This window comes from Chitinophaga sp. (assembly GCF_035761305.1).
Taxonomy (GTDB): domain Bacteria; phylum Bacteroidota; class Bacteroidia; order Chitinophagales; family Chitinophagaceae; genus Chitinophaga.
Genome location: NZ_DASTRI010000004.1, coordinates 1 through 22905, shown reverse-complemented (window position 1 = coordinate 22905; position 22905 = coordinate 1). Strand labels below are relative to the sequence as shown.

Genomic DNA, 22905 nt, shown 5'->3' with positions numbered 1-22905 from the left:
CCTTGAGGAAGAGGACTATTTAATCCTTCATATTATTGAAGAAAGTGATAGTACATTTGATGTTTCGGCTGCATTAGCAATCAATGGATACGTTGCAAGCGGCCGGGTGAAAAAATCCGATGTTCTGGGTGTTTATTCCAGGGCTTATTCAGGAAAGCTTGTAATTCATGAAACGCCACAAAAGGGATCAAAGAAGCGATTAATTTCTATAAAAGATAATGAGTTTCTAACAGTGTTATCTTGTCGAAGTAAGTGGGTGGAAGTATTCTTTTCGAGTGCAGGTAAAGGATATGTTGGATGGCTGCCACCAGAAATGCAGTGTGATAATCCATACTCTACCTGTAATTAGTGATAGAGCGATCGGGGATTTAGCACTTATTTTTAAATAAGAGATCTATTAACAAGAATTACAGCAATTTTTTTTAAAAATAGAGAGTTATCTAACATTAGAAATGTGATGGAAAATGTTAATATGCGGGATTTGGATCAAAATCACGTTATTCCTGACAAGGAGCCTCCCAGCAGAAGAGGAGTATGATTTCCTTAGGGTATATGTTCTGGTTTATAATTTTGTTGTAGGATGAAGAACTATTGATATGCATCTCGGTGTGACGGTGATTGGAATCTCTAAGCGGCAGGCAGCTTAGGTGTTGTGCCTAAACATATTGTATACTTTGTTTTACATCATTTACTGCAGGTGCGCATCAAAAAATAATAGCAATTTCAATATAAAATCCTTTAAAAAGACGATTGTTTGCGTAATGTTAATGAATATGTTACTTGGCATGTACACTGTTCTTTCTATACCTCATCATTAAAAGGTAAAGAGAATAAGGACTAACAAGAAATAAAAAACAGAAGAGAAGAACCTTTTCATGATTCTTGCTTAATAGTCAGCTAAATTGAAATTCTGTTATGGAAATTAAATAGCGGTTATAAGATGAATAAAGAGGATAAACAGGAAATTTTGTTTAGGAAACAAAGGTGCCAACAGCATTTGGCAACATACTTAAAAGAGCTTAAGGCTATTTTTAATGTAAATAGTAATGAAGTAACAATATTGAATTTGGAGGAAACTGATTCTATTGGTGAACAAAGCAGCGGTAAGATAAATAATAACATTGCTTCAAAAAAGATAATTCCGTTTGACGACAAGGAGAATTTTTTGAGATTTTATATAGATAATTGTTCACAGTTGCAACCTGGTAACGTTTACGTATTCACAGACTATTCGAAAGATTGTGGTGCTGCTGTGTTTAATAGTTTAAAGTGTTTAAACCCCATTTTTGCTTTTAATGCGGAACATGCAGGGGTAATAAGTATTTTGTCACAAGATTTAGCCAATAAGCTAATTTTAGATTTTTATGAGGAGAATGATAAATTATTTTTAGAAGTAGAGGCGTTGGGGAGCTTGTGGGGAGAGGTAAGCGTAAAATGAATTTTAAGTTATGTGGCGTCGTTTATCAATGAATCCCAAAACCATATGTGGCATTTTTGGTAATGATGAACCTTCATTAAAGCATGCATTATTAAAAAGGATAAACTTTAACAATAATGGTCCAGTAGTTGATATTTTTTTTGAAGTAGAGAATTATCCATCAATCCCACCAATTAAATGGATGCAACAGGGATATAATGCAGCTCAGATATGTATGAAACTTATTGAAGTAAGCAGTGTAAAGCTGACTGGTTGGGGCAGGAACAACGTAGTTAATATTGAACTTGCAAAAATAGAAGACAATCTGATTTACCTGAAAGCAGAAGGGGCGGGCTGTAATATTGAAATAGCTTTTAAATGGTTTGATGTAAGAGTTACAGGATATTTAAAAGACACAGTTAAGTAGGAAATTAGAATTGACCTTCTGTCACAAAATTGAACAGATTAAAATTAGGGCAAATAGGCAGGCGAGAGAAACTCTCGGGAAAGCTAGTGTCTGCAGTTTAAGAGTACTTACAACAGCGCCGCTTTCTGATCACCCCTCCCATCCCGTTTCCTTCAACGCCGGGTCATTTTCCTTCTTCAGAAAATCAGCTTCCGATAAAGAAGCGGCTTCCCAGTGTAGAATAGCTTCATCAGGTACCACCTGTACAGGCGTATGCCATGAAGTAGAAGTTTCGTTATAAGCCAGGTTGGATTGCAGAGAATAACAGGAGATAACAGACCAGCGGGGGGCATCAGATAAATTAGCTTCGGAGCGGTGCAGGATGTTACTGTGAAAAAACAAGGCATCGCCGGGCTGCAGTGCTACATATATCAACGGCATTGTTTTCAAAGCATTATTCACCATCACCATATCGGCGCCCACCTGTTCGCCGGCAAAACCATGATTAACGCGTCCCATCTTATGCGAGCCTTCAATTACCTGCAAACAGCCGTTTTCTTTATTGGCAGGCGTTAAGGCAATCATTACACTCATCAGCTCATCGGGGAACATAAACTGGTTTTTATACCAATACCCGTAATCCTGGTGCCATTCCCAGGCGCCGCCTACTTTGGGTTCTTTCTGCATCAGCTTGGAGTGAAAATGACATACGGCGGATGTGTTGCCCAGCAGCTGTTGTACTGCGCCAACCATTTTTTCACTGCGGGTTAAATAACCAAATACGTCATTACCAGGTGTGAACCATAGGGACAGGCGCGTTTTCTTCCCTGTTTGATCATTCAGATCCAATGCATTTTGCTGCATGGCATTGTCCTGCAGGGCAGTGCTGTACAACTTAGCCACTTCCTCCTGGCTGCAAAAATTTTTGACTATCAGATAGCCTTGATGATGATACAGGTTCACCTGTTCGGGAGATAAGATCGGGCGGAGCATACCGGTATATTTTGTAATAACGAAAATGGGATAATTATTACACGAAGTCTACATTTCATATAGCTGAAAATGATACTTTTCTAACATCCTGTGCTTAGCCATGTCATATAATTGTGTAATATTGAGGCATGGAGCCGATGTTGGAATACCTGCCCAAAAACGTCAATGAGTCGTTTGTAACACGGTTTTTCGATTACCCGTATTATCCTACGCCCTGGCATTTTCATCCGGAGTATGAGCTGGTGCTGGTAACGGAGAGTACCGGTAAACGCTTTGTCGGCGATAACATCAGCCGTTTTGCCCCGGGTAATTTAGCTTTGTTAGGTCCTTATCTGCCGCACCTGTACCGCAATGACGCTCCCTATTACAAAAAGCAAACATCGCTGAGAGCCCAGTCCATAGTGGTACATTTTAAAGAAGATTCATTTGGTGAAAACTGTATGCAGCTGCCCGAAATGCAGCCATTGCAGGCGCTTTTGAACCGGTCTGTCCGGGGACTGGATATCCAGGGAAAAACAAATGCTATTGTAAGTAAACAGTTAAAAGAGCTGCTGGTGCTGGAAGGGTTATCCCGGTGGCTGAAGCTGCTGGAAATATTAAACATCATTGCCGGAAGCAGGGAAACACGATACATTTCTAACCAGGTGATAACGGGCAAAAATGGAATAGATTCGCACCGCATGAATAAAGTGATACAGTTTGTTATTAAGAACTTTGCACGTGAAATCACGATTGCGGAAGTAGCTGCATCGGTAAATATGGCCAACAACTCCTTCTCCCGCTATTTCAGCCAGCGTACCCGGAAATCATTCACCGGCTTTGTAAATGAAGTGCGGCTAAGCCATGCCTCCAAATTGCTGATAGAAACGCAGAAAAGCGTAATAGACATCAGCCTGGATAGCGGCTTTAGCAATTTATCCAACTTCAACCGTCAATTCAGGAAAATGTACCAGGTTAGCCCCTTACAATTCAGGAAACAATACCTGCATGCAGCAGCGGAACGATGAGTAAAGGGCGCATACCTGACCTCACGGCTCCCGCGATAGCTCATTCATCGTAAACCGCAGATCCATAATCTTCCCCTGGTAGGTTTGCAGCTTGCCTTCAAGCTCCTCTCCCTGCACCTTACCACAGGTTACATATCCGCCTTTGATTTTTGTGAGGTTGCATTGCAAAGTAGCTGTTAAAACAGTTTGCGCGTTAAACCTGGCCTCCAGGTCGCCTTTTTCAGATAACCTGAAGATCAGCTGCCCCTGGTTCACCGGAAGCGGCTCACTTTCTATTGTGTTGCCGTTAGCCAGTACCAATCCTATTTTGTGCTGGTAAGCATATAATTTAAAGTTGTTGAAATAGTCGCAAACAACGCCGCCTTTGTCAATGCCTTCCAGGTAAGCAGTTATGATAAGCGTATCGGGGTTCCACCGCTTTTTATTAAAGGAAAGATCAGATGCGCTGCTGTTTTGCCGGATGGCATAGCTTTGGTCAAAAAATTCAGGCAGTGTTCCCTTCAATATCATATCATCTGTTTCGCCCTGCCGTTGCAGCTCCTTATCAAGCAGTTTTTCCAGCTCCTGGGCTTTGTTATGATAAGCGGGATCGCTCACCAGGTTTTTAAACTCGTTGCGGTCTGTGGTCAGATTAAAGAGCTCTTCCGGCGGTCGATAGCTGTACCGGTCCAGCAAAAACTTTGTTCTGGGATCGGTTTTGGCGGCCGCTATCCAGGTGTCAAAATAAAATTCGTTTTGTTCTACTTTATCAATATGCGTAATAAACCGCACACCAGGATGATAGTTTTTGATGTAATGGAAACCGTCAGCAGTAATAACAGTCCGGGAAGGTGTGTAGTTATACCAGAAATGGGGCTCCACAGATGTTTCCGCGAAAATATATTGATGGTGGCCTTTCTTTTTTTGTAACAATACGTCTTTGAACGACTGCCCGTCTAATCCGTCAATCGCTTTTCCACCTCCGAGATCAACCAGCGTAGGCGTTATATCAACCAATGAAACCAGTGCGTCAGAAACTGCGCCGGCAGCCACTTTCCCCGGCCATCTGACAATCAACGGCACTCTTAATCCCTGGTCATACACCGTCCATTTTGCAGATGGAAACTGCGCCCCCTGGTCCGATATAAACATCACTACAGTGCTGTTTTTCTGACCGGCTTTGTCAATGGCCTGCAGCACTTCTCCCAGCATTTTATCTGCTTCCCCGATGCTTTGGTAATAGGCCGACAGTGCTTTGCGGGTAGCTTTGGTATCAGCCAGGTAGTCGGGCATCTTTAGTTTACCAGGATCAAAATCCCTGTTCGGGAACCAGGGTACATGTGGCACCCAGGGCGCTACAATCAGGCAAATGGGCTGTTCCGGGCGGTCTTTAAAATGATTTTCTATCATGTGAACCGTTTCCTTTTTTCGGTCCAGCCGGTTTTCAACAGGAAGGTATCGCCCGAACTCTTCACCTATTCTTTCAAACGGAAAGTTATGGAAAGGGAATATGTCTGTTTTGCCGGAGATCACCACCCGGTAACCCAGCTTTTGCAGGAACTGGGGCAGGTTCCTGGTATTGGGGCGTACCGTAAAATGATTCATTTGTGCGCCGTTACGGAACGGGTAAAGCCCGGTGTACAGGGCGCTCCTGGAAGGGGTACAGATAGGGGATGCCGCGTACGCGCGGTTAAACCGCATTCCTTCAGCAGCCAGCGCATTCATGTTGGGAGTTTTTACATCCGCATTGCCATAGCATCCAATATCCTGCTGGTTTAAGTCATCAGCAATAAAGATCACGATGTTAGGTTTGTGCTGTCCAAAAGCTGAAGGTGTACTACAGCAAACCCATATCACAACTATAAAAATGGTGATGATGCTTTTCGAAAGACGGACTAACTGATCCTTCAGTGGAATGGTAAGCATAGCTAAGGTTCTTTTTGCTCCGTTATTGGTTGCAAAAGATATAAAAGACCTGAGAGCTACGCAAGTTTTTGAAGTGAAATCAATAGCGTCCGTAAAAAATTAAGTGCGGCGGCAGGCAACGTTCCACTATGCGGGGCATTGTAACGGAGGGGCGGTGTTCAGCCGCTTTTTCCGGCTTATGTTTATTAGCATATGCCCGTCCGGCGCCAGGTGCACGGCAGCCTGGCGGGGCAGCCGTACGTGCATCCGCCGTTTACCGGGATAGGCAGTGAGTTTTCGTATATCCCTTATCCGGGTCACTTTTGTTACCGGTTTAAGTGGTTGCGCGGCAGCTGTATTGGCTGCTTTATGCAGGATATTGACTGCTGCGGGTTGTATGGGCTGCTTTGTACCAGTAACTGCGGGTGTTATTTCCACGTTGTGTACGTGCAAATACTTTTGTTCCAGTTGTGCGCTTATTGCTTCCGCTGTTATGCCCTGTTTTAGCATGCGCTGCGCTGCTCCCCTCATCTCGCGGTACTGTGCATGCCGCCGTTTATCCCGGGGTATTTTCCGGTATACCGCCGATGCTATCGGGGAAGCCTGCGCCAGCAGTCCGGCATATATTCTTGTAAGTGCAAAGGCCGGGTCGCGCTTTACGCGCTTGCTGCTCAGCGAACTTTTGCGGCGCATGTAATATTCGCCCTCCATTTCATAAAAGCAAGTGTCGCCCCGTGTACCAGTATAATAAACAGGGCCGGTTTGTTTTGCCATTTCAGTAAGTTTTTTTGGTTAATAAATCCGGTTAATAAACACGTTAATAATACTACGCTGTTAATAGAATAGTTCAACATTAACGTGTGCGGCGAATGTAAATAACCTCACCAAACTGCCCAAAAAACGTGGATAAGTAATTGGCACAGGCCCAAAAGTGGGCCTGGTAACTATTGGTTACTACGCTGCTATAGCATAACGCTTCCAATCATCAAGCTGCAAATCATTAAGCGCAATATATAGTAACAGTAATAAGGTAACACCATTGTGAGTAAGTGTTCCGGTTGGGGGTATACCAAATACACCGCATTGCCGGCAGGATTAAAAACAAACCTTGGCTGGCGTCATACGCTTGATGCAGATCAATAGCAAGCTAAAGCTATACGACGCGTTACGCAACATCAACGCTCAAAACAGCCAGGCGCAGTTTGTTTTCAACCTGCCGGCGTGCAACATCATTCCTGCTGCAGCTCCGGCTTAACCCGTTATGTATCGCTCAAAACAGCCAGGCACAGTTTGTTTTTAATCTGGCGGCGTGCAACATCATTCCTGCTGCAACCTCTGTTTAACCCATTATGTATCGCTCAAAACAGCCAGGCGCAGTTTGTCTTTAACCTGACGGCAGGCGGCATTCATCCCTGCTGCAGCTCCTGTTTAACCCCACTGCAACCCGTAGTAAAAGCGTACGCAACTCCCATTAAGAGCGCACTCCTCTCCGGGTAAAAGCGCACTTGCCTTATGCTATAAGATATAATTGATGGATATTGATAGCTGGATTCAGCTACCGTAAGAAGCACGCTAAATTACACTATTTTCCCATTAGGACGGTGTAGGTATCACCTTCCCATTAGGATGGAGTAGGGATCACCGGCAAAACAATAAAGCTATCCGGCGGCCCGATTATTGCCGCTGCTATTATCACTATAAAGCCAAACCATGAAAGCCATTACCATTACCCAGCACGGCGGCCCGGAAGTATTGCGGTTAGCCGACCGCCCCATACCTGAACCAGGGAACCAGGAAGTGCTTATTAAAGTACATGCCGCAGGCCTTAACCGGCCGGATGTTTTTCAGCGCAAAGGCAATTATCCTGCACCGCCGGATGCGCCGGCAGATATTCCCGGCCTGGAGGTGGCCGGGGTAATAGAAAAAGCAGGAGAGGGTGTTACGCAATGGCGTACAGGCGATGAAGTATGCGCCCTGGTAGCCGGCGGCGGGTATGCCGAATATGTTACTGTAAAAGAAGGGCAATGCCTGCCTGTTCCCGCAGGCTGGGATTACACAGGCGCGGCGTCTTTACCGGAAACGGTTTTCACGGTATGGGCAAACGTATTCCAGCGCGGCAGGCTGCAGCCGGGCGAGCGCCTGCTGGTGCACGGCGGCACCAGCGGTATAGGCATTACCGCCGTGCAGCTGGCCCATGCCTTTGATGCATATGTAGCCGTAACCGTTGGTTCCGACGCCAAAGGTACACGCAGCCTGGAGCTGGGTGCAGACGCTTTTGTGAACTACAAGGCGGTTGATTTTGAAGCGCGCTTCAAAGACGAGCCGTTTAACGTAATATTGGATATGATCGGCGGCGATTACTTTGCGAAGAACATGAACATCCTGCAACAGAACGGCCGCCTGGTGTATATCAATGCTATGGGAGGACCGCAGGTTATCCTTAATATCCCCCAAATGATGAGAAAAGGCATTACCATTACCGGCAGCACCCTGCGGGATAAGCCTTATCTCTTTAAATCAGCACTGGCAGCGGAGATCCGTACACATGTATGGCCCGTGCTGGAAAGCGGCAAATTCAAACCTGTTATTTACCGCGCACTGCCGCTGGCCGAAGCGGCGGAGGCGCACCGGTTGCTGGAGTCCGGCGAGCATATAGGGAAGATTGTACTCATAGTATAAAGCAAAAAGTAAAAGGCAAAAATAAAAAGCCCGGAGATTAACGCGGCCGCTATCGGATATGGTTTATAAAAGAGGAAGTATCGAAGTATTTTGAAGATACTGGAAATTGCGCAGGCAAAGCCTTTCAGGCGAAAAAAGAGGAGGTGCATACTTTTGATGCACCTCCTCTTTATGTAGCTGCTTTGCTATAGATAAACCTTAATATTCTCCATCCAGGGCAAATATCGGTTGGCGGTTCAGCCAGCCGCCGCGGGTAAAGTCAGGTATATACTGTACGGCGCCGCCTTCTGCTATAGACTGTTCGCTCAGCGGGGTAATGGCATACCAGGTGGCCAGGTCATATACATCCAGCGCATAAGGCGTGCCGCGCTTAATGCTTTCCACGAAAGAGTTGATCACAAACCAGTCCATACCGCCATGCCCTGCGCCGGCCGTATCTGCGGCATAGCGCTTCCACAGCGGGTGGTCGTATTTGGCCATGTAGCTGTCGGCATCGTTGGGGCTGCCGGCCTTTTCCCAGGTATGGGGCTTGCTTTTGCCTTCTACGTACACTGATTTTACATCGTCCATCCACAGCCCGTTGGTGCCCTGCACACGGAAGTTGAGCGAGTAGGGGCGGGGTGAGTTGGTATCGTGCGACAGCATAATGGTTTCACCGTTGCTGGTTTTAATCAGCGACGTTACAATATCCCCCAGCTTAAATTTCACTTTTGTATTGGGATGGTTTTCGCCGCCATGATCCACAATGTACTTGTGCAGCCCGCGCGATTTGGTGGCTACGGAAGAAACGGTGAGCAAGCGGTTGCCGCGGTTAATGTTGATCATGTTGGCTACCGGTCCCAGGCCGTGCGTGGGGTACAGGTCGGCGTTGCGGTGTACGGAGTGGTTGGTGCGCCATTTGGCTTCAGACAGCGCTTTTTCGCCAAATTCCACGCCGCCGCCGTAGTATTGTTTGCCATCATTGAACTTTACTTCACGCAGGTCGTGCTGGTAGCCGCCCTGCAGGTGTATCAGCTCCCCGAAAAGGCCCTGCCGCACCATGTTCAGCACTGCCATTACATCACGGCGGTAGCACACGTTTTCCATACCGAATAAAGGCACGCCGGTTGTTTCACTGGTGTTCACCAGCTCCCAGCATTCCTGTATGTCGGTAGCGCCGCATACTTCCACTGCCGGTGTTTTCCCGGCTTTCATGGCTGCTACGGCCTGTATGGTATGCCACTCCCAGGGAGTGGCTATAATAACAGCGTCAATGTCATCGCGCTTCAGCAGGTTATGAAAATCTTCCGGACCATTGGTGTACTCTGCCACCTTTTTGTTGCCATAGGCTTTTGTAATAAGGTCCCGGGCTTTGGGAATAGTGTAGCTGGTGTCCGGGTCGGCAATGGCAATTACTTCCACATCGCTGCGCCGCAGGCAAAGCTCCAGGTGCCCCAGCCCGCGGGCGCCTACGCCTATAAGGCCCATTCTTACTTTTGCCTTCTTTTCAGCGGCCAGCACCCTGGCCGGCGTGTGTAACAGGGAAAAACCCATGCCCGCTACTGCGGTGTTCCGTAAAAATTCTCTTCTTCTCATGTGCGATTTAAAGTTTGAAGAATATTTTTTTCTCGTATAACCAGTAACAAATGTACCATTCCAGCGCCCAAACCGCAAGTGCCGATAATACCGCCTGTATGCCGGCCGGTACGTACAGCAGGCCGGCAAAGCCTCCCACAAATATGGCTACCGCCCCGTTCAGCCACTGCCCGCCTACGGTTTCAAAGAACAGGTAAATGAAGATGGAGTTCATTCCTATTACCACCGCTATCCAGGTATAACGCGGATGGTCCTTTACATCTATCCACCAGTACAGGGCCGCCAGTATCAGCGTTACCCAGCCTAAAGAAGCCAGCACAAAGCCGCCGGTGGCAATCCGTTTAATGATGGGTGATATGCCGGTAATATCCGCGCCAAAGCCCAGGAACAGGGCAATAACGCCTGCTACTACCAGCGCCTTTATCTTCACCGCGTTGCTGTAAGGCGCCATCAGCAGCTTGCCGGCTGTTACGCCTAAAATGGTATGTGCCGCCGTGGGTATGCAGTTAATGGCTACCCATCCGTCGCGGTTTATCTTGCCCATCAGCACCGTGTCCATAAAGGAGCCAAAGTTATGGCCCTCTGTGAAGGGCTGGTCAAAGCCAGGCACCAGTATGCTGCGGTACAGCACATCGTTCAGGATAACCATGCCCAGGGCTACGGCTATCTGCACCTTAAACGGGCTGCGTATGAGTGCGTATGCCACCAGGGTGGTGAACGACAGCTGCGTGAGCACGTTCCACAGCTCCCATACTAAATGCCCCGCATATACGCAGTGCAGGCCGGTGCCAAACAAAAACAGCTTAAGGCTGCGGATGGCAATATGCCGGAAGTTATCCCGCTCCGAAACACCCCTGCTGCGTTTACGCGTTACTGAAATATACATGGCGGTGCCGGCCATAAACATGAATGCGGGTTGTACCAGGTCCCAGAAATGCAGGCCGTGCCAGGGATGATGAAAGAACTGTGTAATGATCGCATCCAGCCAGCTGCCTGCATGCAGCGCATGCAATGATTCATATACCCGGCAGCTTTCCCCGGCCAGCAGCAGCATAATAATGCCGCGCATTACGTCCAGGGATAGCAGCCGTCCGTTTGCTTTTAATTCAACCATAGGGTTTATTCAAAGTTTACCTGTATTGCGGGTGCATTGGAAGCGGGCAAGCGGCCTAACGTGGCTGACCAGTCGCCCTTGGTGGCAATAATGCCCATTTTAAAGGCTTGTGTGGCAGCCAGCCCTTTCAGCTTGCTGCGGGATATGCGCATCTCGAATTTGAAAATACCCCCGTCCTGTGCCTTATACCCTACGCTGTAAAACTCAGAGGCAGTTACCAGGTCCCACGAAAACTCGTTCTGCGCACCCTTGTGGGTGAACGGGTCCAGCCAGTCGCCCAGCACGGTGCCCTCCAGCAGCACGTCAAACCCCGCGCCTGCAAAGTCGGTCACAAAGCCGGTGCCGGCGTCATTATCCGTGTCCAGGTAAAAGTCGTAGATGTCGGCATTTGACTCTTTGGATGCTACTTCAATATACATATATACATACGAAGCATCATAATCTATTTTCATTTTTTTGAAATAAGTTTCTCCCGCAGCCGGCGTTATCACGTAATCCGTTACATTATCCCAGTCGGAAAAGGTGTTGTCATCCAGCTTCACGGGCGATGTTTTTGCTATGTAAATCACCGTGGAGCCTTCGGCTACATGCCCGTCCTTATCCGTGGCATACAGGGTGGGCACATATTTGCCCTTGCCGGGGTAGGTGTGCACGGGGCTTTCTTCTGTTGAGGTTTCACCGTCGCCAAAATCCCATTTGTAAGATACGGCGCCGGTGGTTTCATTGGAGAACGTTACGGTTCTGTCGTCAATGCTTACCTTATAAAAAATATCCGCTGTGGGCGTGGTGTCGTCTTTCTTGCAGCCCGCTGCCATCATTACCAGCAGCAGGCCCGGAAATATATATTTGCTGATTTGCATGATTGTACGGATTTAGGATTAAGGATTTTGTTCGCACAGCTTGTTGGTCTGTATCTCGTCAATCGGTATGTAGTAAATGATCCGTTTGGCGTCCGGCGCTATGATCATATTATTATAGCCGGCCGGTTTCACGGCCAGGTTAATATCCGATTCTTTCAGCCCCGGTAAATGATAGCCCCAGTAAGTGCGGTTCATGCTGCGTTTGTTGCGGTACACATCGTAGTTGCGGTGCCCTTCAAATGCCAGCTCTATGCGCCTTTCCTTTAACACTACATCCAGCGCGGTTTTGCCGGCAGGCAGCACATGGTTGTACAGCGCATTTTCCAGGCCGCGGTTTTTGCGGATCATATCCACATTATCCAGCGCATCATTGGTATTGCCTTTCTTGGCCGCGGCTTCCGCCTTGTTCAGGTACATTTCGGCCAGGCGGAACAGGATGGGGGAGCTAAGGGTAGGGCTGCCTCCCTGGAAAGAGAATTTGCTGATGTAGTAAATTTCAATGCCATTCTTTTTCTGCAGGCTGCCGTCGGTATTTTTCAATGGCACTATGTATTGCCAGCGCACGTCTTCCGGGTGTTCGGCCATGGTATCGCGCAACGACTGTGAGGCGTATTCCTCCCCCCAGCCTGAGTTGCCGTCAGAGTATATCATGGAGGCGATAGAACCGCCTTTGCCATAGTCGTCTGCCGGGGTGAAGGCAGTGCAGAAAATGGTTTCCTTGCCGGTCATGGCATTGGCGAACAGCTGCGGGTAGGTGGCGGCTGTTTCCAGTGAAAAGCGGTTGGAGCCGATCACCTTGTCGGCATAAAATATGGCGCTGTCGTTGTCCTCTTTATACAGGAAGGCTCTTGACAGCAGCGCCCATGCAGCCTCTTTGGAGCCAAACTGCACGCCGCGGGGCTGGTTCATCAGCTCCGCGCCTTTTTCCGCATCGGCAATTACCGCCGCATATACTTCAGATACGGTAGCCCGGGCTTTCAGGGCTTCGTCGCTGGTGGAGGTGCGCAGTATAATGCCCATGCCGTTAGGGTCCTGCGTAACCGGCCGGGCAAACAGGCGCACCAGGTTAAAGTGGCAGAAGGCCCGCAGGAAATAGCATTCGCCTATCAGCTGCCGGATCTTATCGCTCGGGTTGGCTATCTTCTCGGCCGACTCTATTACGGTATTGGCGTCGTTAATGATCTTGTAAGAGATATACCAGAAAAAGCGTGTGTTCGTTTGCGTGGCGGTATGGTCCAGCGAAAAGCTGTAATACAGCGGGTCGGTAGTGGTTTGCGCGCACACAATATCATCAGAGGCAAAGTCGCTCAGCTGAAAGTACTGGCGCAGGTACATGTTGTTCAGGTCTTCGGTGCCGTTGAACGTTACATGGTCTTTGAACAGGGCATAGGCGCCGTTCACAGCCTGCTGCAGGCCCTGCTCGGTGCCGGTAAGCAGGCCGGTGTTCAACGCATCGCTGGGATTTATATCTTTCAGGCACCCCGCCATCAGCAGCGGCAGGCACAGTATAAGCAGTATGGATCTTGTACGCATGATCAAATGTTTTTTTATCCTAGAACCGGATGTTAATATTCAACAGGTACTGGCGATTATTCGGATATTTAAAATCAGATACGCCGGGCATTACATAGCTGCCGCTGGTAATAGTGGTAGCAGGGTCCTGGCCCAGGAACTTCGTGAACGTATACACGTTATCGGCCGTCAGGGAAAGCGTTACCGCATCCAGCTTTAAGGGGCTGGTCCACATTTTTGGCAGTGTGTACGACAGCGATATGTTGCGGATCGCCAGGAAGCTGCCGTCTTTCAGGTAGCGGGTAGATGTTTCTGTGGCATTGGCCGCATTCTGCGGGCTGGGCTCCGTGGCATTGTCACCGGGCTTGGTCCAGGTGCTGTAGCCATCTGGCAGTACTATCTGGTTGTAGTAAGGCTCAATGCCATCGTTCATCACAAAGCGCAGGGCATTGCTGAACACTTTGTTGCCCGAAAGGAAATATGCATTCACGCTCAGCGCAATGTTCTTATACTTCCATTGCGAGTTAAGGCCGCCCTGGAATTTCGGCAGGGCAGATCCAACTTCCTGGTAGGTGGCGCTGGCATAGTCGGAGGTAGCTTCACGGGAGGTTTCCTTGCCATCGGCATCGCGGTGTACCACTTCCCATTGCGGCGCGCCGGTTTGCGGGTTTACGCCCAGCCATTTAGGCATATAAAATTCGTACAGGTTGCCGCCGTTGCGGTACACCTGCGATATGCTCCAGGTAGGCTGCGTACGCGTAATATCGCTGGGCAGCTTTTGCAGCTTGTTGGAGTTGAAGCTGATGTTGAAATCCGTATTCCATTCAAAATTGCGCGTTTTGATGTTCACGCTGCTCAGGCCCAGCTCTATACCCTTGTTCACAATTTCGCCGGAGTTTTCCCAGCGCTGCTCAAAGCCGATGGAAAGGGGCTGCGATACCTGCAGCAGCAGGTTTTTGGTAACGTTGTTGTATACATCTACCGTAAGGTTCAGGCGTTTGAACAGGCCTATATCCACGCCGGCGTTCAGCTGGTGCTTGCTTTCCCAGGTAAGGTTGGGGCTGGGCAGCTGCAGGGGCGTGGCCGCGGTGCTGCCGTTATACTGGCTGCTTAAGCCGTACAGGCCCAGGTAACGGGATGAGCCGATATCCTGTGTGCCGGTTACGCCATAGCTGGCGCGCAGCTTCAGCATATCCACGATGGTGTTTTGCTGCAGGAAGGGCTCATTGCTTACCAGCCAGGCGGCGGAAACTGCCGGAAAGGAGCCGTAGCGGTTCGACTGCGGGAAATTGGTGGAGCCGTCCACCCGGTAAGAGGCGGTGACGAAGTATCGCTCCTTATAGCCATAGCTGACCTGTGAGATGAGCGACTGCAGGATGGTTTGATCGTTATACCCGTTCACCAGCTGGCTGTTGGAAACAACGTTCAGCACCTTCAGCCCTTCGGGCAGGCCTTTGCCGGAAGCGCCCACCACCTCTGTTTTGCTGTTCTCTATGGCTATGCCGGCCAGGCCGCTGATGGAGTGGTTGCCCAGGCGGAAATTGAATTTCAGCAGGTCGTTGGAGATAACGCCGTAGTCGAGCGTGCCCAGCTCATTCAGATAGCCGGTACCGTTATATTGCCCGGCTACAACAGGGGAGTAATAATCGGTTGCCTTGTTATAGTTCACTGCTCCGCGGTTGGCGCTGGAAAAAGAGAGCCAGTCCGTGATCTGCACGTTCAGGTTCAGATCATAGTTGGCGCTGAAGCTTTTGTAGGGATGGTTGGAGTTTTGAATGGTATGTATGGGATTTACCTTGTCCCTCGACCACCATTTGAAGGTGGAGTTGCCATCCACATACACCGGCTGCCCGTTGGCGTCGTAAGGATTATCCCAGGGCATGTTCAGGTAAGCATAATATACATCATCGTAATTATAGCTTTTGCCGGTGGCGGCGCTCAGGTTAATATTGTTGGTAACGCTTACGTTCTTTGAAAAGTGATGCGTGGCGTTGCCGCGTACATTAATGCGCTGGAAGTTGGTGTTCAGGAAAGTGCCTTTTTCGTTATAGTAGGAAATGCTGGTGTAGTACTCGCTTTTTCCCGTGCTGCCTGCTGCGGAGATGAAAACGTTCTCCATGGGCGCGGTTTTGAACATAGTGGTAAGCCAGTCATAGTTTTGGTTGCGCAGCTCGCGGGGGCGTTCTGCATAAAACTTCAGGAGGTCTATTTTATAGGAGTTGTCTGCCCCGCCGGGAATATAATCGCGGTAAAACTCTTTCTGGCGCTCGTACAGCTGGCTGCCGTTCATCATGGTCATTTTGCCAAAATCCGGCTTGCGGAACCCCGTGGTGATCTTTACGTCAAAGCTGGTTTTGCCGGCATGGCCTTTTTTAGTGGTAACAATTATAACGCCTGCATTGGCCTGTGAGCCATACATGGCGGTAGCGCCGGCATCTTTCAGCACGGTTATGTTCTCTACGTCGTTGGGATCAAAATTGCCGCCTATAATGCCGTCTACCACGTATAAAGGTGTTTGGGACGCATTTACAGACGATACGCCGCGCAGCCGTATTTCTGCCTGGCTGCCCGGCACGCCGGAGCTGTTAATTACCTGCAGGCCCGGCACCTTGCCTTGCAGCATGCTGCCTACGTCATTGGTGGTTACATCTTTCAGCTTGCCGGACGATACCACGCTTACGGCGCTGGTAAGCTCGCCCCGCTTTTTATCGCTGTAGCCTACCACTACTACTTCATTAAAATTTTTGGTGTCTTCCTGTAAGGTCAGCGCCAGGTTTTTGCCTGCTGTTACCTCACGGGTGGCATAGCCGATATTACTGATCACCAGTATGCTGCCTTCAGGCACATTGGCCAGCTGAAACCGGCCCTGCTCATTGGTTTGCGTGCCCTTGCCCGTGCCTTTTACCATAATGGTGGCGCCGGGCAGGGGCGTATTGCCCTCACCGGTAATGGTGCCGCTTACGGTGATCAGCGTATCTGCCGGCGCAGGCGGCGCATTGCTTTCCGGTATGCGCCTGATTACAAAGCTGTTGCCTTCCAGCACATAGGTAAGCTGCTGGTGCTCCAGGCATTGCGCCAGCACTTCTTCTACAGTGGCATTCTTTACTTTAAAGGAAACCGGCTGTGTGCCCGACAACATTTTTTCGGGGTACACAATCGACACGCCTGTTTGCGTGATCACCTCTGCAAATACTTTTTGCAATGGCATGTTCTTTACAGACATTGTTACCTTTTGCGAATAAGCGGCGGCGCTTACCTGCAGGCAGGTAACCAGGAGTAGGAATGCGGTGCCTTTAAGCTGCATAATGATCTGTCTTTTTAGGTCCCGGTCCGCGACGCGGGTAATTTTGGTTGATAGCCCGCGGCAATAGCGGGCTAAAGCATTACAAGTGAATTGCATACTTTTGTGGTGTTTGGTAATTGATTGGATCTTTTCAGCGATTTTTTCAGTGTACCAGACGTTCACCGGTTTCCGATGGCAGTCGGAGCCGGTTTTTTTCTGATTTTGGTTGTTTGCTTATTGTGATAAAAAATTCCTGTTCCCAATAACGTGTTAGGGCAGTACAATTACTTTCCTGCCCTCCATCCTGAAGTGATTTGACCCGTTTGCTTCCAGCAGCGATAAAACGCCCGGCAGCTGCAGGCTACGCGAAATGCCGCCCCCGTACAGGTCCTGGCTGGGCTGCACGGTATACACGATCTCAACATCGTACCAGCGGGCTATTTCCCGCAGGATAGCTGCCAGCGTCATATTATTAAATACAAAAAGCCCGTTCTTCCATGCAATCACCTTCTGCACGTCTGCCGCCTGCACGGAAAGGGCATGGGTGGCAGGGTTCAGCATGGCCTGCTGCCCCGGGTGCAGCAGCTGCAGGCGGCTGCCTTCCTTAACCTGTACAGCGCCGTTTACCAGCGTGGTGTTTACGGTGGCTTCATCGTTATAGGCCATAATATCAAAGCTGGTGCCCAGCACCTGCACTTCCATGGAATTTACAGTTACTTTAAAAGGCTGTGCCGCATTTTGCGCTACTTCAAAATACCCCTGCCCCTGCAGCTCCACGGTTCTGCTGCTGCCCGTGAAAGCAGTAGGATAGCGCAGGGAGGAGGCGGAGTTCAGCCATACTTTGGTGCCGTCCGGCAATGTGAGCTTGAATTGCCCTCCCCGGGGTGTTGACAAAGTATGGTATTGTATGTTTTGTTCTTTGCTGCCGGGAGTGCCGTACACCAGCTGTCCGTGCTGCTGGGTAATGCGGGTATTACCGCCGCTGATCACCTGTTGCCCGGTGCTGTCCAGCGTAATAGTGGTGCCGTTTGCCAGGGTAAGCGTGGCGCGGTCGCTGCCGGGAGTAACCGGCTTAGCGGCCTGCTGCGCCAGCGGTGTTTTTACCGGCGCATGCCGGCGGGGGCTGCGCCACAGGAAGGCCAGCGCCACAATGGCCGCCAATATGGCTGCCGCGGCGGCATAACGCATAGGGAATACACGTTTTGCAGGGGCGGGCGGCATCATGCTGCGGTACACGCTGTCCAGGTCTATATCCGGCAGTGCGGTGTTGGGGTTAAGGTCATGGTATACATCTTCCATAAATGCATGCAGGCCGGCATCATCCGGGTGCGCTGCAATGTAGGCAAACAGTTCTTCCAGCTCCTGCCGGGTGCAGGTTTTGCCGGTATAGCGTTGCAGCAGGTATGTAATGCGGGATTGATCTTGCGGCATATGGAATTACTTGTAACAATAAAGACGTACGGGCAAACACAAAGGACCGCGGAAAAGCAAAATTTTTTTTAACCCTCAGAAGATCAGGTGCCGGTGGGTAATTTCAAACAGGATGGCCAGTGATACCGCATGTTGGGAAAGATAGGTGCGGATGTGTTTCAGCGCTTCTACCAGCAGGTTCTTTACCCGGCTTTTGGAGAGGCGCAGCTGCGCTGCTATTTCTTCGTGGTTTAAGCCCTGCTGCCGGCTTAGCCGGAAAACGGTTTGCTGCTGCGGTGTTAGCTGGGTCAGCGCCTGTTGTATGAGGGCATTGCTTTCCCGGGCTTCCAGCTGCAGCTCCAGGTCGTTGGAGGTTTCGGAAATATTGGCCCATACCTGGTCTATAAGCCTGTGCTGCAGCGCTACTTTACGTAAATGATCCAGGGTTTTGTTTCGGGCAATGGTGAACAGGTAGTTGCCTACATGCGCAATCTCCGGCAGCTGCTCCCGCCCGGTCCACAGCCGCAGGAAAGTTTCCTGCAGAATATCTTCCGCATCAATGGCGGAATGTGTCATGTGATAGGCAAAGGCCAGCACCCGCCTGCTATGCCGTGCATACAGCGCTTTAAAAGCAGGTTCATCTCCTGCTTGCAGTTGTTTTAACAGGTCAAGGTCAGTTATCATTCCTGGCAGTCCCTCCAAGTTTAGGGAATTTCCGCAGCTTAAAAAAGGGAAAGTAAAATAATATGGCGCAGATTATGTATTTGTTGAAATAATGTGGTGGGTAAAATGCTGGAAAAGTGCAGTACTCTTAGCGTTGCCTGCGACGGTATAAAGAAGGGGGAGTTATATATGGTTGCCTGAGCATCAGCATTAAAGAAAAAGTAATTTCCGCGACAATACCTCCGCTGCCTATGAATTATATGTAAATAAGTATAATTACCCTCAGCAGGCAGGAATTATATCTGAAAACATATAATTAACAAAGACCTTAAACGTAAAAGTCAACGCAATGATACCACTGCATTAACTTTTACATTTTACATTCATCGGTTTTACATTTTACATTCCATTACTGCGACCATCCCGTCGGCTGCCGGTCCCACCGGTGGCTTTTCAGCGCATGCAGCAGCTTGTCAGGCAATCCCTTGCCATCGCTGGTGCCCATATTGGACTCCACGTTCTTTACTTTGCGCATGCCCGGTATGGTAGTGGCTACGTCCGGGTTGCTGATAATGAAGCGCAGCGCCATTTCCGCCATGGTCATGCCTTGCGGCACCAGTGGTTTCAGCGCGTCTGCACGGTCTACGCTGGCTTGCAGGTTCTCCGGCACAAAGTAGCTGGCGCGCCAGTCGCCGGCAGGGAAGGTGGTGCTTTTGGTTAAAGTGCCGGTAAGCGTGCCTTCATCAAACGGTACACGGGCAATTACGGCAATATTCTTTTCACGGCACAGGGGAAACAGCTTGTCTTCCGGGGCCTGGTCAAAAATGTTGTAGATCACCTGTACCGCGTCAATAAGACCGGTTCCCAGCGTTTGCAGGCAGTTCTCCGGCTCCCAGCGGTTTACGCTGATGCCCCAGGCCTGCACCTTGCCCTGGTCACTCAGTTTGGTAATAGCTTCTTTCCATTCATCCAGCTGCGCCCAGCCGTCATCCCATACGTGAAACTGTTGCAGGTCAATAGACTCCACGCCCAGGTTCTTTAAGCTCTTGTTGGTGTAGTCAATAATGTAGTCGGCGGGAAAAACCTCATCCAGCTTAAAATGTGGCCTGGCAGGCCATTGCCGGTTCTTCGGCGGCACTTTGGTGGCTACGTACAGCCGTTTGCCCGGATGGCGGCGAATGGTTTTGTTGAGTATATTTTCGCTCAGGCCGTCGCCGTAGGCCCAGGCAGTATCAAAAAAATTGCAGCCCAGCTCAATAGCCCGGTCCAGCGCCTTGTTCACTTCATTTTCTTCTGAGCCTGTCCAGCCGGCCATTCCCCACATGCCATAGCCTATTTCGCTTACCTGCCAGCCGGTTCTTCCAAATGTCCTGTATTGCATATAATCGATTTTAGACGACTAAAATATACTTTTTGCGCTATCCAGTCAATTAATCATTCCCCCTACCATTCGTCCAATCGACCTGCACCCATATCGGAAATTCCTGTATATTCAGCCCCAATACCATATTTTAACAGCATGAACAAAATCTTAATCACTGCAGCCTGCTTAGCGGTTACTATTGCCGTGCAGGCACAAACCGGTAAAACGCTTACATCCCAGGACTATGCAAGAGCAGAAAAAATGTTATCCTATAATACGGAGCCGTTGATTGATCGTGGTTCAGTAGCCCCTAACTGGCTGCCGGATGGCAGGTGCTGGTACCGGGTGCTGACTGCGCAGGGCAGTGAGTTTATTTTGGTGAACCCGGCCAAAGGCAGCCGCACCGCGGCTTTTGACCAGGAAAAGCTGGCCGCCGCCATCTCAAAAGCTACGGGCAGGCCATGCACCGCGTACATGCTGCCTTTTCATACCTTTAATTTTTCAGAAAACGGGAAAGCCATTGTTTTCTATGCCGGCGGTAAGCAGTGGAAATGCGACCTGCAAAACTACAGCTGCACGGCTGCAGACGACAGTGCCGCGCTTACGCCCAATAAAAGCACCGCGGCATTCAGCCGCAGAAATCCTTCCAATAGCAATGAGGTACTGTCGCCCGACGGCGCAAAGGCCGCTTTTATCAGGAACTATAACCTGTGGGTACGCGATGTAGCTACCGGTAAAGAAACACAGCTGACTACCGATGGTGTTAAAGGCTTAGGCTATGCCACGGACAACGCGGGCTGGAGCCACAGCGACAAACCCGTGCTGCGCTGGTCGCACGACGGAAAAAAGATCGCCACCTTCCGGCAGGATGAACGCAACGTAAAAGAAATGTACCTGGTAACTACCAACGTAGGCCATCCGCAGCTGCACGCCTGGAAATACCCGCTGCCCGGCGATACCACCATTGCTATGATCCAGCGTGTAATCATTAACGTAGATAATCCTGAAGTAATTGACATACAGGTAGCACCGGACCCGCACCGCGGCACGCTGAGCGACGACATTTCCAGCAGCGGCACTTTTGATGATGTTGACTGGAGCGATGATAACACCGAGCTGGCGTTTGTATCTACCTCCCGCGACCATAAGCAGGAAAAGCTGCGCATTGCGGATGCGGCCACCGGCGCAGTGCGCGAAGTGCTGGAAGAGAAGGTGCCCACGCAGTACGAGTCCGGCCAGGGAACCATTAACTGGCGCTACCTGAAAAAAACCAATGAGATCATCTGGTATTCTGAACGCGATAACTGGGGCCACCTGTACCTGTACGACGCCGCCACCGGCAAGCTGAAAAACCAGGTTACCAAAGGCAGCTGGGTGGTAACCCGCCTGCTGAAGGTAGATGAAAAGAACCGTTTGCTGTATTTCCTGGCGGATGGCCGTGAGCCGGGCAATCCCTACTTCACCCATTTTTATAAAATAGGCTTCGACGGCCAGCACCTAACCCTGCTTACGCCCGAAGAAGGCAACCACCAGGTAACCCTTTCACCGGACAGCCGCTATTTTATTGACAGCTATTCCCAGCCCGATGTACCGCCGGTAACAGTGCTGCGGAACATGGACGGTAAGCTGGTAGCTAACCTGGAAAAAGCAAACATCAGCAGGCTTACCGCAGCGGGCTGGCATGCGCCGCAGCCCTTTTTCGTAAAGGCGCACGACGGTAAAACAGCTATTTACGGGCTGCTATACACGCCGTCCAACCTGGATCCGCATAAGCAATATCCCATTATCGATTATATCTACCCCGGCCCGCAGGGCGGCAGCATTGGCGGCAACTGGTCATTCACCGCTTCACGGCTCGATCACCAGGCGCTGGCAGAGCTGGGCTTTATTGTGGTAGCGCTGGAAGGCACCAGCAACCCGCTGCGCTCCAAAAGCTTTCATGATATGAGCTACGGCAACATGGCCGAAAATACCCTGCCCGATCAAATAACCGGTATACGGCAGCTGGCCGCCAGGTACAGCTATATTGATACTACCCGCGTGGGTATATGGGGCCACTCCGGCGGCGGCTTTGCCACTGCCTGCGCCATGTTCCGCTACCCCGATTTCTTTAAGGTAGGCATCTCCGAGTCCGGCAACCACGATAACCGTAACTATGAAGACGATTGGGGCGAGCGTTATAACGGCCTTACCAGCCATTCAGATTATGCGGCGCAGGCTAACCAGCAATATGCCGCCAACCTGAAAGGTAAGCTGCTGCTGGCCCATGGCATGATGGACGACAATGTGCCGCCTTACAACACCCTGCTGGTAGTGGAGGCGCTGGAAAAGGCCAATAAGGATTATGATCTTATCATATTCCCCAACAGCCGGCACGGATATGGCGTGTACTCGCCCTACATGATGCGGCGCCGGTGGGATTATTTTGTGCGTAACCTGCTGCAGGCCACACCGCCAAATGAATATGAGCTGCAAATGAAGCCCGACCCGCGTAACATGTTCAGTACGAGCAATTAAGAAGCTGATTTTCTTTCGTTTATACAAGCCTCCGCATGCGGGGGCTTTTTCTTTGTGCATCCGTCGGGGTGTATGGTCTGTTGATCTTTTTAACATGCCATTATACCGCCTGTGCCATATCTTTGCTATCTTATTACCGATATGGGGTCATAACCTATGAAGAATATTACACGAAAAAGACTGCTTCGTTTTATAGGCATTCCTGTTGCATGTGTGCTGATA

At 49.8% G+C, this 22905-nt stretch carries 17 protein-coding genes; 6 read left to right on the top strand and 11 right to left on the bottom strand.

All coding sequences use genetic code 11. The features are described 5' to 3' along the window. The 3 genes from VFS25_RS00945 to VFS25_RS00935 form a co-directional block, all read left to right on the top strand. The coding region (locus VFS25_RS00945; RefSeq protein ID WP_326460233.1) for a hypothetical protein at window positions 1–349 on the top strand (349 nt) is incomplete at its 5' end. Window positions 350–940: 591 nt separating this feature from the next. Beyond that, complete coding sequence (locus VFS25_RS00940; RefSeq protein WP_326460232.1) at window positions 941–1438, top strand: hypothetical protein; 498 nt, start codon at window positions 941–943, stop codon at window positions 1436–1438. Between the two features lie 10 nt (window positions 1439–1448). Then, window positions 1449–1844 carry an Imm50 family immunity protein gene (locus VFS25_RS00935; RefSeq protein WP_326460231.1) on the top strand — a complete coding sequence of 132 codons (396 nt, stop codon included), beginning with the start codon at window positions 1449–1451 and terminating at the stop codon, window positions 1842–1844. A 129-nt stretch (window positions 1845–1973) separates the two neighbouring features. Here the strand turns inward: VFS25_RS00935 and VFS25_RS00930 are convergent, their stop codons facing one another. After that, window positions 1974–2816, bottom strand: coding sequence for a phytanoyl-CoA dioxygenase family protein (locus VFS25_RS00930; protein WP_326460230.1), 843 nt, complete (start codon window positions 2814–2816; stop codon window positions 1974–1976). A 128-nt stretch (window positions 2817–2944) separates the two neighbouring features. On the opposite strand from VFS25_RS00930, the gene VFS25_RS00925 reads away from it, so the two are divergent. Further along, window positions 2945–3823 carry an AraC family transcriptional regulator gene (locus tag VFS25_RS00925; RefSeq protein WP_326460229.1) on the top strand — a complete coding sequence of 293 codons (879 nt, stop codon included), beginning with the start codon at window positions 2945–2947 and terminating at the stop codon, window positions 3821–3823. A 21-nt stretch (window positions 3824–3844) separates the two neighbouring features. Here VFS25_RS00925 and VFS25_RS00920 read toward each other — a convergent pair whose 3' ends face one another. Both VFS25_RS00920 and VFS25_RS00915 read right to left on the bottom strand, forming a co-directional pair. Continuing rightward, on the bottom strand, window positions 3845–5602 hold the full coding sequence (locus VFS25_RS00920; RefSeq protein ID WP_326460228.1) for a sulfatase: 1758 nt from the start codon (window positions 5600–5602) through the stop codon (window positions 3845–3847). 252 nt (window positions 5603–5854) lie between these two features. Beyond that, window positions 5855–6481 carry a hypothetical protein gene (locus tag VFS25_RS00915; RefSeq protein ID WP_326460227.1) on the bottom strand — a complete coding sequence of 209 codons (627 nt, stop codon included), beginning with the start codon at window positions 6479–6481 and terminating at the stop codon, window positions 5855–5857. A 936-nt stretch (window positions 6482–7417) separates the two neighbouring features. Here VFS25_RS00915 and VFS25_RS00910 point away from each other — a divergent pair. After that, entirely contained in the window at window positions 7418–8386 is a 969-nt protein-coding gene (locus VFS25_RS00910; RefSeq protein ID WP_326460226.1) for an NAD(P)H-quinone oxidoreductase, read from the top strand. Between the two features lie 198 nt (window positions 8387–8584). Here VFS25_RS00910 and VFS25_RS00905 read toward each other — a convergent pair whose 3' ends face one another. From VFS25_RS00905 to VFS25_RS00870, 8 genes are all read right to left on the bottom strand, one after another. Beyond that, window positions 8585–9961: a Gfo/Idh/MocA family protein gene (locus VFS25_RS00905; RefSeq protein WP_326460225.1), complete on the bottom strand. Its 1377-nt coding sequence runs from the start codon at window positions 9959–9961 to the stop codon at window positions 8585–8587. Window positions 9962–9968: 7 nt separating this feature from the next. After that, window positions 9969–11075 carry a DUF5009 domain-containing protein gene (locus VFS25_RS00900; protein ID WP_326460224.1) on the bottom strand — a complete coding sequence of 369 codons (1107 nt, stop codon included), beginning with the start codon at window positions 11073–11075 and terminating at the stop codon, window positions 9969–9971. Window positions 11076–11080: 5 nt separating this feature from the next. Then, window positions 11081–11935, bottom strand: a complete 855-nt coding sequence (locus tag VFS25_RS00895; RefSeq protein WP_326460223.1) for a PKD domain-containing protein — start codon at window positions 11933–11935, stop codon at window positions 11081–11083. 18 nt (window positions 11936–11953) lie between these two features. Continuing rightward, window positions 11954–13468, bottom strand: a complete 1515-nt coding sequence (locus VFS25_RS00890; RefSeq protein WP_326460222.1) for a RagB/SusD family nutrient uptake outer membrane protein — start codon at window positions 13466–13468, stop codon at window positions 11954–11956. Between the two features lie 19 nt (window positions 13469–13487). Next, on the bottom strand, window positions 13488–16751 hold the full coding sequence (locus VFS25_RS00885; protein WP_326460221.1) for a SusC/RagA family TonB-linked outer membrane protein: 3264 nt from the start codon (window positions 16749–16751) through the stop codon (window positions 13488–13490). A 249-nt stretch (window positions 16752–17000) separates the two neighbouring features. Next, window positions 17001–18161 (bottom strand): FecR family protein, encoded by a 1161-nt coding sequence (locus VFS25_RS00880; RefSeq protein WP_326460220.1) that lies wholly within the window; start codon window positions 18159–18161, stop codon window positions 17001–17003. 75 nt (window positions 18162–18236) lie between these two features. Next, window positions 18237–18842 carry an RNA polymerase sigma-70 factor gene (locus VFS25_RS00875; protein WP_326460219.1) on the bottom strand — a complete coding sequence of 202 codons (606 nt, stop codon included), beginning with the start codon at window positions 18840–18842 and terminating at the stop codon, window positions 18237–18239. Window positions 18843–19212: 370 nt separating this feature from the next. Beyond that, window positions 19213–20184: an aldo/keto reductase gene (locus tag VFS25_RS00870; protein WP_326460218.1), complete on the bottom strand. Its 972-nt coding sequence runs from the start codon at window positions 20182–20184 to the stop codon at window positions 19213–19215. 138 nt (window positions 20185–20322) lie between these two features. On the opposite strand from VFS25_RS00870, the gene VFS25_RS00865 reads away from it, so the two are divergent. Further along, on the top strand, window positions 20323–22683 hold the full coding sequence (locus tag VFS25_RS00865) for a DPP IV N-terminal domain-containing protein (RefSeq protein ID WP_326460217.1): 2361 nt from the start codon (window positions 20323–20325) through the stop codon (window positions 22681–22683). Window positions 22684–22905 lie beyond the last annotated feature (222 nt).